The sequence below is a fragment of the Fibrobacter sp. UWH4 genome (assembly GCF_900142475.1).
Lineage (GTDB): Bacteria > Fibrobacterota > Fibrobacteria > Fibrobacterales > Fibrobacteraceae > Fibrobacter.
This window is the reverse complement of sequence record NZ_FRAY01000003.1, coordinates 490941-505720: the sequence shown is the minus strand read 5'-3', so window position 1 is coordinate 505720 and position 14780 is coordinate 490941. Positions and strand designations below refer to the sequence as shown.

The window sequence follows — 14780 nt, the reverse complement described above, 5'->3', positions numbered from 1 at the left end:
TCTAGTCCGTATAATGTCTGGCGAAAGGCTCGAGAATGTTTTTAGTCTCTTCTGTTACAAGGCTCTTTGTACATTCGTAATATTCTTCGCGGTTATCTAGGCTGAATCCTTCTACAGGACCTTCTTTGTAGTAGTAGGATGAGTCTTCCTTGTCGCCGCGGGCGCTAAGCAGAAAGTCGGCGTTCCCTTCTAGGCACTGTTCCTTTGAAATGGCGCCTAATTGTTCGTGTTTTGTGCAGGTTTTGCCGTTGCTGGAAAATGTTTCGTAGTAATTCATGCCGGTCTTGTCAAACTTGGCAGAACCATCTCTAGTGAAGGTTTGGCTGCCGATAGAAATTTCTGATGCCGAAATGACCTTTATTACCTGGGCTTTTACGAGTGAATCGACAATCAAATCACCGATGTCGAATCCGAGATTATATTCCAAAATATTGCCCAAATTCCATTTATCTTCTTTGCCAGTGGTGCTGCTTAAATCGACTACGGTCGTGTTGTATACGGAATCCTGGGTGATGGTGATAGTTCTTGCAATACCTTCCAGGCCGCCGATAGAGGCGGTGCATTTGATTTCAGTTTCTCCGATAATTCTCTGACAGCCTGTTGCTTTCCATTTTCCATAAATGCCGTTATGTTCGGTACTCAAGGACAATGTTTCAACGTTCTTGTAGGCGTCGTAAAACATCTGTTCATTAGGATCGTCAGATACCATTTTTTTGACAGGTCCTGTCCACATGGAATCTCCGACAATGGTAATCTTGTTTGTGTCGAGAGCCAATGCGTTTTCTTCCCATGCGAAAGTCTTGGTGCCAGAGTGGTAGTTGCAGGATTCTAAACCCTGGTAAAAGAATCCTGTGGTTTCGTCATACCGATATACCATGGCGTAGGTGTAGCCTTCGCCAAAGTCTATGCTAACCGAGGGAGTTGTTGTATTCTCTTTTGATGAAGAAGATTCTTGAGATTCCGAAGAATTGATGCTAGAACTAGAAGCAATTGCTTCGCTAGATGAATAGTTTTCTTCTTGATTGTTAGAAAATGAGTCCTTTGTATTTTGAGATTGCGATGAAGACGACTCGTTTTTCTCTGCAGAAGAGCTGAGAATCGTTTCTTCAGAAGACGATGAAATGTCTTCTGTTGCCGACGAAGAATTGTCATCGCCGCAGGCGATAAGCATAGCACTAGTCATTGCAAATGCAAATAGTTTTTTCATAATGTTCACCTCGTATAAAGCCTTTCCAACATAAATCTAAAAAATTATATTTGTTTGTAAGGAGGCTTCTATGGCTAAAAACAGAGCGAAAGCGGCGGGCAAGGTTGCCGATGCCGCAACGGAAAGCGCAAGAATGCGAACGCTACGCATAGACGGCTCCCAGAACGGAGCCACGTTACGGACAAGAATCGTCCGCGACAAGACCAAGTACTCGAGAACCCTTAAACACAAGAAATCCCTCGCCGACACGGGGGATTTCCCTTTTATACAGGCAGTCGCAGGTTATTTGCCCGTTGCAATCTTGCCGTAAAATTCCTTGACGTCTTCCCAGCGGTAATACGGGGCGGCGGGGCAGTTCTGCAAGGTCCCTGAGCTAGCCGAAGGGCCTTGCGGGTTGCAAGTCACGGGCAGCTTTTGCTCGATTTCGTTGAGCATCACTTTCACTAAAATCGGGGCGCCCTTCTTGCTGGACTTGTAGAATACGAGCTGCACGTTGGCGGCCATCGGGCTGATTTCGTAGTCGCGCCAGACCTTGTGCAGGTTTTCCATGTCGGCGGTTTCGATGCCGGTGTTCTGCGTGCCGTTTTCTAGCTGTAAAAGCGCTGCAAACGGGAAAATCACCGTATCGTGGCCGAAGCGGAGTGTCGCGGTGGTCTTTTTCGCGGGCTTAGCGGCCTTGGCTGTTTTATCTGCTTTGGCTGTGTCTGCGGCGATTACTTTGTCTGCTTCGTCAAGAACATTTTTCAAAAGCGGGCGGGCGTTGTCGAGCCCCTGCTTCTTGGCGAATGGATTGTTGCCGAGAACGCTGTACCACCAGGCGTTTTGCGCATGCCAGCGGGCGGCGAGGTCTTCTTCGGTCCACAAATCGTCAAAGTTGAATTCGATTTCGGGGCTCCCTTGTAGGCTGTTGCCGATTTCATAAATCTTGCTGAAAAGGTCGCCTGCGTCTATATTCTTCTGGATGTAGTTGGAATCATTGAAAATCGCGCGCATCATGCGGGTCGGGTCCACATGGCTGTAAAGCTTTTCGTTTTCTTTTTGCCATGCGGGTGTGTTCGATTCGCCGATGATTTTCCCGAAGTCGAGCGGGCTGATGAAACTCATCAGGTACTTGCCCGATTCCTGGTGAATCTCGACCTTGGGCTTTTGTGCATGCAGTTCTTCGAGGAATGCGGCCATGCTCACGACGCAACGCGCGCTGGTACTGGCGTAGGCTTCTACATAGGCGTCGTTCTTGAACACTTCAGGGAAGTTCTTCACCATGCGTTTCGCAATTCCCTGGTGCTGTGCCACGCCGAGCTGGGTCAAGTCGCCTGCACGTGGGGCGGCGTATTCGTCCAGGTACTTGGCGCGTTCAAGCAGACTCTTGCCGAGGTCCGTGAGCTTGCTTAAGGAATCCGCCTTGGCGAGTGTGTTATACAGGGCGTGGTAATGGTCGGCGGGCTGGTGAAAGCGACTGCCGTGTCTGCCGTAGTGGCTAATGTAGAATGGCTTGTAGCCGGCGGGAGCCTTGGTATATTTGGCTGTCGGAGTGGGGTAGGCGTAATAGTTGCTGCCCATCTGGTGACGGTCTTGGGCAAAGGAAATGCCTGCAAGGAAGAGTACTAGCAGAGTGATGAGTTTATGTGTCATTCTGGAGCGACCGTAGGGAGTGATAGAATCTATGGACCCTATCAGTCCCCTGTCGTTGCACTCCAGGGTCCTTCCAGGGTGACAGGGTAAGGTTAACCTTCGCACGTCTTAAAGAAGCAGCTGCGGGCACCCGTATGGCAAGCGACCTGCGGACCCTGCATGCGCACCTTGAAGAGCAATGCGTCGCTGTCGCAGTCGGCGGCCCATTCCACGACGGTCATCACATTTCCGCTGGTGTCGCCCTTGTGCCAGTATTCCTTGCGGCTACGGCTCCAGAATACCATCTCGCCACATTCGTGGGTGCGGCGGAGCGCTTCTTCGTTCATCCAGGCCATCATGAGTACGTCGCCCTTGTCGGCATCCTGTACGATTGCCGGGGCAAGCTTGACACCGTCTACTTCTACTTCGAATTTGATTTCTTTTATAAGTTCGTCGAATTGCATAGTGAAAATTTAGAAAAAAAAGATTCCGTCGGTCACATTTTACTATCTTTGCCGCCGTCAGGGCCTATCATCCAGGTAGGTTCCTAGTCCGGCTTGATTTAGCCGATAAAGGATTATATAATGGCAAAGAAAGTTCAGGATGCCCTCAAGGACATCATCTCCCTCTGCAAGCGCCGCGGTTTCATTTTCCCCGGCTCCGAAATTTACGATGGCCTCGCCAACACTTGGGACTACGGTCCGTATGGCGTGGAACTGAAGCGCAACATCAAGAATCTCTGGTGGAAGAAGTTCGTGACCAGTCGTCAGGACGTGCTCGGTCTCGACAGCTCTATTCTCTTGAACCCCCGCGTTTGGAAGGCCTCTGGCCACGTGGGCAACTTCTCTGACCCGCTGGTGGACTGCCTCGCTTGCCACGAACGTTTCCGTGCCGACCAGCTTTTGGAAGATAAGCTCGGCGAAGGTTGCTGCGCCGGCAAGAACTTTGACGAAGTCCACCAGATGATGATGGACAACAAGATTGAATGCCCGACCTGCGGCAAGACCGATTGGACCAAGCCCCGCGCATTCAACCTGATGTTCCAGACCGAAATCGGCGTGATCGAAGGCGAAGGCAACAAGGTGTACCTGCGTCCGGAAACGGCTCAGGGTATCTTCGTTGACTTCAAGAACATTGTAGATAACGTCCGCCCGCGCATCCCGTTCGGTGTGGGCCAGATCGGTAAGAGCTTCCGTAACGAAATCACTCCGGGTAACTTCATCTTCCGTACCCGCGAATTCGAACAGATGGAACTGGAATTCTTCTGCGAACCGGGCACCGAACTGGAATGGTACAACTTCTGGCGCAAGTACTGCTTCGACTGGCTCGTGAACGACCTCGGTGTGAACAAGGAAAAGCTCCGCCTCCGCGAACATGCCAAGGAAGAACTTTCCCACTACAGTAACGGCACCACCGACGTGGAATACGAATTCCCGTTCGGTTGGGGCGAACTCTGGGGTATCGCAAGCCGCACGAACTACGACTTGACGCAGCACCAGAACGAATCCAAGGTCAAGCAGGAATACATTGACCCGGTCCAGAACAAGCGCTATATTCCGTACGTGGTGGAACCGTCCCTCGGTGTGGAACGTCTGCTCCTCGTGCTTCTCTGCGACGCTTACGAAGTCGAAAAGCTCGAAAACGACGAACGTACCGTGCTCCATTTCGACCCGAAGATTGCTCCGGTGAAGGTTGCCGTGCTCCCGCTGGTGAAGAAGGGCCAGGTGAAGGCTAAGGCTGAAGAACTCTACCAGAAGCTCCTCAATCGTTGGAATGTGGAATACGACGAAACCCAGTCCATCGGTAAGCGCTACCGCCGTCAGGACGAACTCGGCACGCCGTTCTGCGTGACCGTCGACTTCGACACGGTGGGCGAGGGTGAATCTGATCCGGCAAAGCTGGGCTACGTGACTGTCCGCGAACGCGACTCCATGAAGCAGGAACTGGTGAAGATCGACGAACTCGAAGCTTACCTGTCCGCAAAGCTCGGCTGCTAGTTGAGATGCAAAGGGAACCTCATGGTTTCCTTTGGAATCCTTCCTAGAAGTAGGTAAAAGGGCCCGGAAACGGGTTCTTTTTATATTCTTGATTATCTGGGGTGGCGTATTGAGTCCATATGTCTTGACACGTTCCCGCATTATTGTTATTTATTGAAAAAGCGTTCCACCTTTAAAAAAGGAAGTCCAATGAAAAAACTAGTCTTTGGGTGTCTTGCCGTAGCCACTTCTGTTATGGTTGCTTGTTCCGACGATTCCTCGTCCTCTGATGAACCCCAGGTATCTTGCCTTATGTCGGTTGTCATGGAAGACGAATTGATTCCGTATCTATGCATGCAGGCCCCGGAATCGGCAAAGGATTCCGTTGCAGAAGAGTGCGCTGACTTGACTGAGGGGGGGCTCACCTTGAAAGCCTCCTGGCAAGAAACGGGTTGCGATGCTCAAAACGCTAAGAATACCTGCGAATCCGATGATGGTTCGTCCATTTTCGTTTATGATAAGACTGTGGCCAAGCAAAGCTGCGAAGAATTGCTTGCAGACGATGAAGAAGAGGATGAAGATTTTGACATTGAGGAAGATATTGTCGTGGATAGCACCAAGGTAATGTCTTTCTATAACAAAAAAATGGAGGTGTGCGTAGAGTATAAACTCGCCGCTACATTGAAATCAAGCGTGGTGCAGTTTGCAAGTGATGACAAGGACTTAGAATTTATCGACGGGTGCGCCTCCGTGGAAAAAGAACCTGTGCAAACCTGCGATGACGATAACGGCTTTGATACGATTGTCGTAAATTATTACTCGGATGAAGACAAGGGCAAGACCTGCGAAGAACTAGCCCCCTTTCAAAAAGTCGAAACTAAATAGGAATTCTCTGTGATATGGTAAGGTTTATTTCGCCGTTCTTGCGCATGGCCTTGTTCCTTGTGCTGTTTGCCCTTGTGGCCTGTTCCGATGATTCTTCCAGTTCAGCTAGTTCCGAAGGCGTCGCCCGTTATACGGTCATTATCTATGGCCAGAATGGCGGGGACATGGAAAGGAGTATCGAGGCGACGATGAAAGATGTCAGGGATGTCATCGGAGACGAAAAAGATGTCCGTGTCCTGGTCGTCTATAAATATGGCTTGGATGGCAAAGACTTTGATGGAACCATGGCATACCCCGGACAGTTGCTGTTCTTTGAACTCACGAGGAATACCGACTTGTCTTCCATGAAAGATTCTGTAGCCATTGTAAAGGACTCCATCAAGTTCTATGATCCGGATTACTTGGCTTCAGTGATTAACTACGCACACGACAGCTTGCCTGCTCAGGAATACCTCTTTTTCCTGGAAGCCCATGGGGAGGGATTCAGTTTTGAGAGCGACTACCCAAAATCCGAGCGCGGAAGCCTGGCGAAACAGGCGGTGATGTCCGTGATGGAGGATGAATGGGTTACTTATGGTGAGTATGGTTATAATGAGTCCATGACCATGGAAGAATTCGCCACAGGAATCAAGAAATCAAAGATTCCTCATTTTAAGGCAATTCTTTTCCATAACTGCCTTATGGGAAACCTTGAATCCATGCAGGAAATTTACCCCTATGCAGATTACGTGATGGTGTCGGAACATTCCCTTATGACTTCGCGGGGGGAGCTAATGACCGAAATTGTGGATATATTGACCCATGACGAAGATGGTAAATTTGAAGAAATTGTCAAGGGAGCCTTTGAAAATAGGGATGTGCAGGTGGCCTGGAAAACGGAATATCTCCCCGAGGAACAGAATGGGGATTTCCAGTTCCTGAAAGCAGAAAAGCTGGCGAACTTGACGCCAATCGTGAAAAGGTTGTCTAGCCGCCTTGTTGCTCTTTACGCAGATGAAAAAGTGAGGCCCTCCATAGACTTAGCCGCAGACAAGTGCTACAGGGTGGCGAACATATATTATCTGTACGACATAAGGGACTATGCGCGAAAACTTGCAGAAGAAACCAAGGATGACTCCCTGGTAAAAATTTCGGCAGATTTGGATAACGCGTTTGATTCCATGACGCTTGCACGTATGGAAGCACATTTTGCGAAGGATGCTCCACTGGACCATTTCTCGCTATCCGTAGTTCTGGTAGATAGCGCAACCTACAACAGCGGAATGAGTTTTACTAAAGCAAAAAAGCGAGACTCTTACGAACTGACAACTTTCCACAAAGAATCTGGTTGGGGAAACTGGTTGAATGTGAACGCTCATGCTCCCAAAGGAAATCCCACCGGTCAGGATTTGTTATAAAGAAAAAAAAATCCCGGCTTGGCCGGGAATTTTTGTATGAACCGAAAACCACATCACTATGGGTTCTTTTTTTATCAAAAAAGCTTAGACAATAGAATTAATGCTTTTAGAGATGGTTGCTTTTTTTGAAAATTATTTATATTCCTGTGTATGAGGAAAATACAATTAATCGTTCTATTGTTTTCGTTGACTGCTTTTAGCGAAAAAACAAGATATTTGCCTCAATATCAGCCGGAAACTCAAGTTGACGATGATGTCTTGGCATTTTTAAACCAAGATTCTTTGCGCTTAGAGAATGTTAAACGCTTTGTACGAAACAAAACAACTCGAGACATATTAGGTCGACTTTCTAAGGATACAACTATAAATCCCTATGAAGTTGTTGATTTTTATACGCAAAGTAATGCTAATTTGAAATTTGAAATAAGAAGATTCGTTAATTCTCAGAGTGATGATGTTATTCTTGGCTTTGCTATGAGGTGCGATAATGACTAAAATAAACAAAATCCTTGCGTTGGGGGCGCTGCTGATTTTTTTTGCATGCGATGATTCATCGAATGCAAATGAAGATTCTTCCAGTAAAAATATGGTAGAAGCGGACTCTTCGAATTCGTCTAACAAGGACACGCTTCTGGACGACGATGAACTTCCTGAATGTGAACAATCTTTGCATAATGCAGAGATTGTTGATCCGTTCCTCTTTCAGGAAGAATCAAAAGACACGGTCTGTTTCTATGAGAATTTTGCAATAAAGGACACTATTTGCTGTTTCGGCGAATCGGCAACGTGGCTAGAGCGTGATGAAAATGGAAAGTATATAAATGTGTCCGGAGATTATTCTGTCGGCTTTGATTATGATACTTTGCCGGCTACAGTTGAACCTTCTACAATCCGTCGATGCGGGGCCCGTATAGGGGATGTTCGTTATGGCGCTGTTCGAATCGGTTCGCAGACATGGTTCTCCGAAAATGTTAGGGGCGGGGGGCATTGCTTAAACGACGAAGAAAAAAACTGCAATTTGTTCGGCTCGTTGATGTCTTACGAAAAGGCTATGGATGCTTGTTCTGGAAATTTTCGTTTGCCCACAAAAGCGGACGTCGAAATTTTGTTGCATTCCGTGGGAGCCTCTGTAAAAACAACGTACACAAAGGGTGTATGTGGTGAAGTTCCTAGTGAAAACATCTATTATGATGTTCCATTGTTCTTAAATTCTCAGGATTCGTTGAAAAATAATAACGCTTATGAATTCTCGTTCTATGAGGATGGAGGAATTCTCGAAAGCCAGTTTCCTAGTGAAAATCTAACGTATTCCACGAAAAAAACATGCTTCTTTTTGCAATCAAATGAAGATGCAAATTTCCAAAACGCATTATGCTATGATGCGAATTCGAAAGGCGCGTCTTTGGAACTTCTTAGGAAAGGTGCAGAACTTTATGTACGCTGCATCATGAAATAAATAGGTTGTGAAGTTGAAAAAATTATAAAAGATTCTCTTCGTGGGTTCTTTTTTTGTTCCTTTATATAAATTTTTATGTATATTAAAGTTGTGCGTCTTGTTTTGTGACGTATTGCCTTATGGTTCTCTAAAAGTTTCTAGGAGGAAATATGAAAAAAAGTCTAATGTTGTTAGCGTGTGTGGCGGGTCTTGTGGCTTGTACGGAGCATGATCCTGAATCCGCTGACCTGTTCGGGATTGATCCGGTCTCGATTAAATTGACCGACGGGAAGTTCAAGGACAAGCGCGACGGAAATGAGTATTCTGTGGTCAAGGTCGGCAATCAGCTTTGGATGGCGGAAAACTTGCGCTACGCCGATAGTTCCAAGACGAAGAATCTGAAGGGCAATATCTGGTGCTACGAGAATTCTAAGGACAGCTGCGAAAAGTATGGTCCGCTGTATAGTTGGACGGCCGTGTTGAATCTTGAGTCGAAGTACGCCTCTTCGGAAGCATCTTCGAATTATAGTTACCATCAGAACGATTTCCAGGGAATTTGCCCCGAAAACTGGCGTGTACCTTCGGTGGATGATTGGAATAAACTAAAGTCGTATTTTGAGTCAATCAGCGGTGCCGAGCTGGTCGGTACAGGCATGAAGGCGGTAGATGGCTGGGAACGCGCTGATTCTGCGGCCAAGGCGCTCAATCGTTTCGGCTTTTACGCTCTTCCGGCGGGCCGTAAAAATAGCGAAGACGGCAGCTTTATGAGTTCGGGGAAGTACGCCTACTTCTGGTCGAGTACGCAGATTGACGATGCGACGAGCTACGGCTGGACTCTCCGTTACGACAGAGATTATCTCGAAAGGGGAGAGTATTATAAGGATCACGGGATGTCGCTCCGCTGCGTTTTGTCGGTCAATTATTCCGATGCGAAAATATCGGGTGACCTAGATTCTTCTTACCTCGATAAGATCCCGTTTGATTATGGCGAGCTGGAATACGAGGGCCATACTTACAAGACCATCAATATCGATGCGCAGACCTGGATGGCCGAAAATATGGCCTACAAGACGGATGGCAGCTGGTGTTACAACGACGATGAAAAGAATTGTGACAAGTACGGCCGTCTGTATTCCTTTGATGCCGCAAAGACTGTTTGTCCCGAAGGCTGGCGTCTTCCGACAGCGGTGGAATTTGAGGGCCTTGCGGATTTCGTCAGTTTAGGTAAGATGCTCCGTACCCGCGAAGGCTGGTCCGATAAGGGCGAGGCTGGCATGAACCTGTGGGGCTTCAACGCCTTGCCGGCTGGTGGCCGCGATGCGGGAGATTTCTTTGACTTGACCTTGAGTTCGTATATGTGGAGCGATAATCAGTCGGTTCTTCTGTTGCGCTATTATGACGATGCTATCAGTGTTGAGCCGAAGGAATCGAAGAGTGCGTTCTCGGTTAGGTGCATCAAGGAAAAAGAATAATTGAATGTCATCTTGGAGCCTCATAGAGGCGGCCGGGAGTCATAAATAAAAAGAGGCGGACCCTTTCAGGTTCGCCTTTTATAGATCCCCTCCTTCGCGGAGCTCAGTCGAGGATGACGTGAGGTGCGCGAGCTCACTCGAGGATGACATAAGATGCGCGGGCTCAGTCGAGGATGACGTGAGGTGCGCGAGCTCAGTCGAGGATGACGTGAGGTGCGCGAGCTCAGTCGAGGATGACGTGAGGTGCGCGAGCTCAGTCAGGGATGACGTGGGGCGAATTACTTCTTGAACTTCTTCAAGATAGCTTCGGCCTTGCCGAACTGCTGCTTCACGGACTTGGGGCCCGTTCCGCCTTCGATGTTGCGGCGGGAAACGCTGTATTCGAAGGTGAGCGTCTTCTTCATTTGCTTGACGTTCGGGACGCCGGCGCTTGCCCAGGCCTCATCAGAGAGGTCCGTGAATTCGAGGCTTTGGCGGGCGGCTTCGCCGACCAGGCTACCGACCACGTGGTGGGCATCGCGGAACGGCACGCCGGATTCGACCAGCAAGTCTGCGAGGTCGGTAGCCAGCAGCGCCGGCAGCATCTTCGCATGCATCTTGTCGAAGTTGAAGCGTGCGCTTTCCAAGGCTTCCTTCATCACACGGAGAATCACCTTCACGTTATGGACGGAGTCGAATACCGGTTCCTTGTCTTCTTGCAGGTCGCGGCTGTAGCTCAGCGGGGCACCCTTCACTAGCGTGTAGAGGGCGCTGAAGTTACCGAGCATACGGCCGGACTTTCCGCGGATGAGTTCCATGGAATCCGGGTTCTTCTTCTGCGGCATCATCGAGGATCCGCTAGAGAAGGCGTCGTGCAAGGTGAGGTAGCCGAATTCGCTGGTACTCCAGTTCACAAAGTCTTCGGCGTAGCGGCTCATGGTGTTCGCGATAATCGCGAGGTCGGCTTCGAATTCGAGCATCATATCGCGATGGCTCACGGCGTCGATGCTGTTCGGGGAGACTCCGTTAAATCCCAGTTCCTTCGCGACGAGGGCGCGGTGGTACGGGAAGGCAGAGCCTGCCATGGCACCGCTACCCAGCGGAAGTTCGCTGTGCAGTTCCAGGAAATTGTCGAGGCGTTTCACGTCGCGGCTCACGGCGAAGAACATGCTCATCAGGTAATGGCTAAAGTAGATGGGCTGTGCCTGCTGCAGGTGCGTGTAGCCCGGCATCATCTTGCCGAAGTATTTCTTCGCGAGGTCGAGAACTGTTTCCATCAAAGAAACTTCGAGGGCGCGGATTTCGGCGGCGCGGTGACGCATGTAAAGCTTGAAGTCCGTGCAAACCTGGTCGTTACGGCTGCGGCCCGTGTGAATCTTCTTGCCGAGGGCGCCGATGCGTTCGGTGAGTACCCGTTCCACGGCCATGTGGATGTCTTCGTCAGATTCCTTCCACAGGTTCTTGCCGGCCTTGTAATCCTTGAGGATGCTGGCGAGTCCGTCGCAAATCTTCTTGTATTCCGCCTTGCTGAGCACGCCGGATTCTACCAGGCCCTTGCCGTGGCCGATGCTGCCTTCGATGTCTTCTTCGATGAGTTCGGCGTCGAATTGCAGGCTGAAGCTCAGGTCCACCATGCTCTGTGCCATGCCGCTAGCAAAACGGCCGGTCCACATGTTGGTCTGGGTGCCCTTCTTGGCTGAATTTTCCGATTTCTTTGCGCTAGTCTTTGCCATGTTTTGCCTCGTTAGATTTTAGGGAATGACAACCTAGAAGTTTTGGTCGTTCTGAATCATGGGAGCCTGCTGCACAGGAGCCTGTTGCATGGGGGCTTGCTGCATTTGCGGATTGTTCTGGGCTTGAGCGGCGTTCAGCTGCATACAGTTGATCAGGTTCGTCCTTGTCTTGCCCATGACAAAGCAAGTGGTCTTGCGTTCGCTGTCCTTGATGAACTTGGTCTTGGCGACAAGCTGGCCGTTGACGACGAAATCAAAGGTCCCGTGCTTCATGCCGGCATGGCAGGAACCCATGGCATCGACGCGCTGGCCGAAGTCATCGATAAAATGCCACTGAGCATTCTTGACATGCAGGCCGACGCAGTTGAACGGCGAGTTCTGCTGTTCCAATGTTTGAGCGCGGCTGTAGTTGCCACCGCAAGCGGTGAGAACGGCGGCGATGCTGCCCAGGGCGAGAATCAGGGAAATTTTTTTCATTGTGTTACCTTTTCGTTTTGATGTTCTTTCTCTAAAACTTCTTTCATCTTGTCGGTGAGCAGGATGGCGCTCTTTGACATCGGCATATCCTTGTAGGGGGCAACCGGGATGCTCGGCAAGACCTTGAGATTGTACATGTAGCGTTCGGTCGGGTGGAACTGCAGCATCTTGTCGTGCTTGCGGAGTCCGATTTTTTCGTTACCGCCAAAATAAATCGGTATGACGTCCGCTTCGGCAAAAAGGGCGAAGCGCGCGGCCCCTTTCTTGAATTGCCAGGGTTCGCCCGGCTTGGAGCGAGTGCCTTCGGGGAAGATGATGAGGTTGTTGCCGTCTTCGATCATCGACTTCTTGGCGCGTTCCAGCTGTTCTTCGAAGGGAATGCTGTTCGGAATGTAGAGGTTCCGGATGATAGCCGAAATGCAGGCGTTCTGGACAAGGGCTCCCTTGACGATGCAGTTCGAGTTCGGGATGAGCGAGAAGAGGATCACCACGTCCAGGAGCGAGGGGTGGTTCGCGATGACGACCTTTCCCTTGATTCCTTTCAGCAGTTCGCGGTTCTCGACGCTGAGGCGCATGGCCCCGGTGACTTCGATATACTTGACGAAAAACCTGAAGAACAGGTTTACGAATCGGCGCGAAATCATGTTGAAGCGTTTTTCCGAAAAACCCGCGAGCACGTGGAACAGGGGGAATAGCGATGTCCCGAGGATCAGGCTGCTGATTCCGAAGACCGCAAACGAGGATAGCTTCGAAAGCAGCCGTCGGATGTACTTGATGCGGCGAAGCATTAGCCTAACCTCTGCTTAATGAAGGCGATGGCCTCTTCGGCCGCTGTCTCGAAATTACCTTCGAGTGGAGTCTCGTCGAGTTCGCGGCCACCCTTACTTGCGTCGGTAGTCAGGCGGAGTGCCAGGGCGCATACGGCGTTCGGGTACGGCGTTCCCGCCACGGGAGCGTAGGTCTCGGGAATCTTTTCGTCAGCGAATATAAAGACGCGTTCCGTTTCGGAACCCGCCTTAAGGGCGGCGACGCAGTCCTTGAGGCCTTCGCGGAAAGCAGCCTTCCCGGAGAATACGGCCGAATAACCGGCGGTATTCTTTTCGAGAATCGTTGCGTTCGCGATCGACGCGTTGAAGACGGAGAGGCTGAAGTGCGCAGGCGAGACGTTCCCGGTATCGAGCAGAGCCTGTGAAATTTTAAGCTGCTGCGAAATTTCACCGTACTGCGAGGCGAAGGTCACCTTGCAAGGGGATTGGTCCTTGCTGATGGCGGCATTCACGTAGACAACCATCTTCGACAGCTGGCTCAAGCGTCTGCGCGTAAGCATCGGCACGAACTTCACGTCGGGGAGCGGTTGTTCTTCGCTCGGGATAAAGTACTCGGCACGTTCAATATAAATCATTGTTCCCATGCCCACCTTACGACTACTTGATCCTGAAACGGAGCAGCGAGTAGCTGTTCGGGCCAACGGTATGGTGCGCTTCCTTCAGTTCGAAGCCGGCGATTTCGATGGCGTGCTTCAGTTCTTCGAAGCGGTACATCTTGGAGTTGCCGTTTGCGATGCAGGTGAAGTAGAGCGACGTGGCCTGGAGCGAGTAGGCGGCGGCTTCAAAGCGCTGCTTGTCCCACAGCGGTTCGAGTACGTAGATGTCGGTGTCGGGGGCTGCGGCGGAATGGATCTTCGTGAGAATCTTCGTGATTTCTTCGAGCGAGAAGCAGTCGAGGAACTGGCTCATCCAGACGGCGTTTGCGCCCTTCGGGAATTCGGTGGTCTCGTCGAGCACGTTGCAGGGGATGGTGTCGATGCGGTTCTCGAAACCGGCTGCCTTTGCGTTCTTTTCGGCGACGGCGGTCTGGCCCGGGAGGTCGATGATGGAAACCTTCACGTCCGGGTTGAACTTGCAGCAGGCGATGGCCCACTTGGCGGTGTTGCCGCCGATATCAAAGAGGCGTGCGCAGGGGTTGGAAAAGACGATGGGGAGCGCTTCGGGGAAGGCCAGGTCGGAATAGAAATGGTCAAAGCCGAACCAGCTCTTCTTCTGCTGGTCGGTCAGCTGAGAGAGACCCTGGTACACGGTCTTCCAGTTGCCGAGGTGCTTGAGACCCGCGGGCTTGCCGTCGCGGATAGCTTCCTGCATGTCCTCGGCCCCCAGGTAGCAGATGTCTTCGGAAAAGTCCATGTTGACTTTCGTCATTTCGTCGCTCATCAGGAAAAATCCGATTTTGCCGAGCGTAAGCTTGAGATCATCCTCTTTGGAATCCTTATGAAGCTTGATGGCCCCCATGCCGAGTCCCATTTCAATCAGGACTCCGACGCCGTAGAGAGAAATGCCGAGCTTTTGCGAAAGTTCCGAAACGGTGATTCCCTTCTTGCGGGCGCTGCAGATGGCTTCGAGAATCCCCATGTCTCGGAGGGCCTTTGCGGCGTGGAAGCTGAGGGGGGCAAATGCGATTTTCTGGGCTTCGAACTTGGCGTCCGTAGCCGAAATTTGGTCTTGATAATAGTAGTCGAACATAGAACTCTTTTGTTATTTAGTTTGTTTTGCGCTCAAATTTAGCAAATAATATAAATTTATGTGGTTGACGAAACGGATTTTTTAATCTATTT

Annotated in this window: 15 protein-coding genes; 7 read left to right on the top strand and 8 right to left on the bottom strand. The window is 50.3% G+C overall.

All coding sequences use genetic code 11. The features are described 5' to 3' along the window. Position 1: 1 nt before the first annotated feature. Positions 2-1183 carry a hypothetical protein gene (locus BUA93_RS07505; protein WP_139257865.1) on the bottom strand — a complete coding sequence of 394 codons (1182 nt, stop codon included), beginning with the start codon at positions 1181-1183 and terminating at the stop codon, positions 2-4. Positions 1184-1277: 94 nt separating this feature from the next. Between BUA93_RS07505 and BUA93_RS07500 the strand changes: the two genes are divergently transcribed. Next, positions 1278-1517 carry a hypothetical protein gene (locus BUA93_RS07500; RefSeq protein ID WP_072978533.1) on the top strand — a complete coding sequence of 80 codons (240 nt, stop codon included), beginning with the start codon at positions 1278-1280 and terminating at the stop codon, positions 1515-1517. Here BUA93_RS07500 and BUA93_RS07495 read toward each other — a convergent pair. Beyond that, positions 1490-2839 (bottom strand): histidine-type phosphatase, encoded by a 1350-nt coding sequence (locus tag BUA93_RS07495; RefSeq protein WP_083597222.1) that lies wholly within the window; start codon positions 2837-2839, stop codon positions 1490-1492. The genes BUA93_RS07500 and BUA93_RS07495 overlap by 28 nt on opposite strands. A gap of 92 nt (positions 2840-2931) precedes the next feature. Further along, complete coding sequence (gene hisI / locus BUA93_RS07490) at positions 2932-3282, bottom strand: phosphoribosyl-AMP cyclohydrolase (protein WP_072978531.1); 351 nt, start codon at positions 3280-3282, stop codon at positions 2932-2934. A gap of 120 nt (positions 3283-3402) precedes the next feature. Between hisI and BUA93_RS07485 the strand changes: the two genes are divergently transcribed. From BUA93_RS07485 to BUA93_RS07460, 6 genes are all read left to right on the top strand, one after another. Further along, entirely contained in the window at positions 3403-4815 is a 1413-nt protein-coding gene (locus BUA93_RS07485) for a glycine--tRNA ligase (protein ID WP_072978530.1), read from the top strand. Positions 4816-5004: 189 nt separating this feature from the next. Next, positions 5005-5679 carry a hypothetical protein gene (locus tag BUA93_RS07480; RefSeq protein ID WP_139257864.1) on the top strand — a complete coding sequence of 225 codons (675 nt, stop codon included), beginning with the start codon at positions 5005-5007 and terminating at the stop codon, positions 5677-5679. A 14-nt stretch (positions 5680-5693) separates the two neighbouring features. After that, positions 5694-7076 carry a clostripain-related cysteine peptidase gene (locus tag BUA93_RS07475; RefSeq protein ID WP_072978528.1) on the top strand — a complete coding sequence of 461 codons (1383 nt, stop codon included), beginning with the start codon at positions 5694-5696 and terminating at the stop codon, positions 7074-7076. Positions 7077-7226: 150 nt separating this feature from the next. Continuing rightward, positions 7227-7571 carry a hypothetical protein gene (locus BUA93_RS07470; protein WP_072978527.1) on the top strand — a complete coding sequence of 115 codons (345 nt, stop codon included), beginning with the start codon at positions 7227-7229 and terminating at the stop codon, positions 7569-7571. Next, complete coding sequence (locus BUA93_RS07465; RefSeq protein ID WP_072978526.1) at positions 7564-8532, top strand: FISUMP domain-containing protein; 969 nt, start codon at positions 7564-7566, stop codon at positions 8530-8532. The genes BUA93_RS07470 and BUA93_RS07465 overlap by 8 nt, the downstream gene beginning before the upstream one ends. A gap of 149 nt (positions 8533-8681) precedes the next feature. After that, the gene (locus BUA93_RS07460; protein ID WP_083597220.1) at positions 8682-9983 is read left to right on the top strand and encodes an FISUMP domain-containing protein; all 1302 of its coding nucleotides are present in this window, start codon (positions 8682-8684) and stop codon (positions 9981-9983) included. A 278-nt stretch (positions 9984-10261) separates the two neighbouring features. Here BUA93_RS07460 and argH read toward each other — a convergent pair whose 3' ends face one another. Genes argH through BUA93_RS07435 form a run of 5 tightly spaced genes read right to left on the bottom strand, consistent with a single transcriptional unit; the run spans position 10262 to position 14688 of the window. Continuing rightward, complete coding sequence (argH, locus tag BUA93_RS07455) at positions 10262-11695, bottom strand: argininosuccinate lyase (protein WP_072978524.1); 1434 nt, start codon at positions 11693-11695, stop codon at positions 10262-10264. A 33-nt stretch (positions 11696-11728) separates the two neighbouring features. Continuing rightward, positions 11729-12172, bottom strand: coding sequence for a hypothetical protein (locus tag BUA93_RS07450; protein ID WP_072978523.1), 444 nt, complete (start codon positions 12170-12172; stop codon positions 11729-11731). Beyond that, positions 12169-12960, bottom strand: a complete 792-nt coding sequence (locus tag BUA93_RS07445) for a lysophospholipid acyltransferase family protein (RefSeq protein WP_072978522.1) — start codon at positions 12958-12960, stop codon at positions 12169-12171. Before BUA93_RS07445 ends, BUA93_RS07450 begins: the two co-directional genes overlap by 4 nt. Then, positions 12960-13583, bottom strand: coding sequence for a beta-ketoacyl synthase chain length factor (locus BUA93_RS07440; protein WP_254793899.1), 624 nt, complete (start codon positions 13581-13583; stop codon positions 12960-12962). The genes BUA93_RS07445 and BUA93_RS07440 overlap by 1 nt, the downstream gene beginning before the upstream one ends. 13 nt (positions 13584-13596) lie before the next feature. Next, positions 13597-14688: a methyltransferase gene (locus tag BUA93_RS07435; protein ID WP_072978520.1), complete on the bottom strand. Its 1092-nt coding sequence runs from the start codon at positions 14686-14688 to the stop codon at positions 13597-13599. Positions 14689-14780: the final 92 nt, after the last annotated feature.

Coding starts and splice junctions, on each gene's coding strand:
- BUA93_RS07470 (WP_072978527.1), top strand. CDS start 7,227: ATGAGGAAAATACAATTAATCGTTCTATTGTTTTCGTTGACTGCTTTT.
- BUA93_RS07465 (WP_072978526.1), top strand. CDS start 7,564: ATGACTAAAATAAACAAAATCCTTGCGTTGGGGGCGCTGCTGATTTTT.
- BUA93_RS07485 (WP_072978530.1), top strand. CDS start 3,403: ATGGCAAAGAAAGTTCAGGATGCCCTCAAGGACATCATCTCCCTCTGC.
- BUA93_RS07495 (WP_083597222.1), bottom strand. CDS start 2,839: ATGACACATAAACTCATCACTCTGCTAGTACTCTTCCTTGCAGGCATT.
- BUA93_RS07505 (WP_139257865.1), bottom strand. CDS start 1,183: ATGACTAGTGCTATGCTTATCGCCTGCGGCGATGACAATTCTTCGTCG.
- BUA93_RS07440 (WP_254793899.1), bottom strand. CDS start 13,583: ATGGGAACAATGATTTATATTGAACGTGCCGAGTACTTTATCCCGAGC.
- BUA93_RS07480 (WP_139257864.1), top strand. CDS start 5,005: ATGAAAAAACTAGTCTTTGGGTGTCTTGCCGTAGCCACTTCTGTTATG.
- hisI (WP_072978531.1), bottom strand. CDS start 3,282: ATGCAATTCGACGAACTTATAAAAGAAATCAAATTCGAAGTAGAAGTA.
- BUA93_RS07435 (WP_072978520.1), bottom strand. CDS start 14,688: ATGTTCGACTACTATTATCAAGACCAAATTTCGGCTACGGACGCCAAG.
- BUA93_RS07475 (WP_072978528.1), top strand. CDS start 5,694: ATGGTAAGGTTTATTTCGCCGTTCTTGCGCATGGCCTTGTTCCTTGTG.
- BUA93_RS07445 (WP_072978522.1), bottom strand. CDS start 12,960: ATGCTTCGCCGCATCAAGTACATCCGACGGCTGCTTTCGAAGCTATCC.
- BUA93_RS07450 (WP_072978523.1), bottom strand. CDS start 12,172: ATGAAAAAAATTTCCCTGATTCTCGCCCTGGGCAGCATCGCCGCCGTT.
- BUA93_RS07460 (WP_083597220.1), top strand. CDS start 8,682: ATGAAAAAAAGTCTAATGTTGTTAGCGTGTGTGGCGGGTCTTGTGGCT.
- argH (WP_072978524.1), bottom strand. CDS start 11,695: ATGGCAAAGACTAGCGCAAAGAAATCGGAAAATTCAGCCAAGAAGGGC.
- BUA93_RS07500 (WP_072978533.1), top strand. CDS start 1,278: ATGGCTAAAAACAGAGCGAAAGCGGCGGGCAAGGTTGCCGATGCCGCA.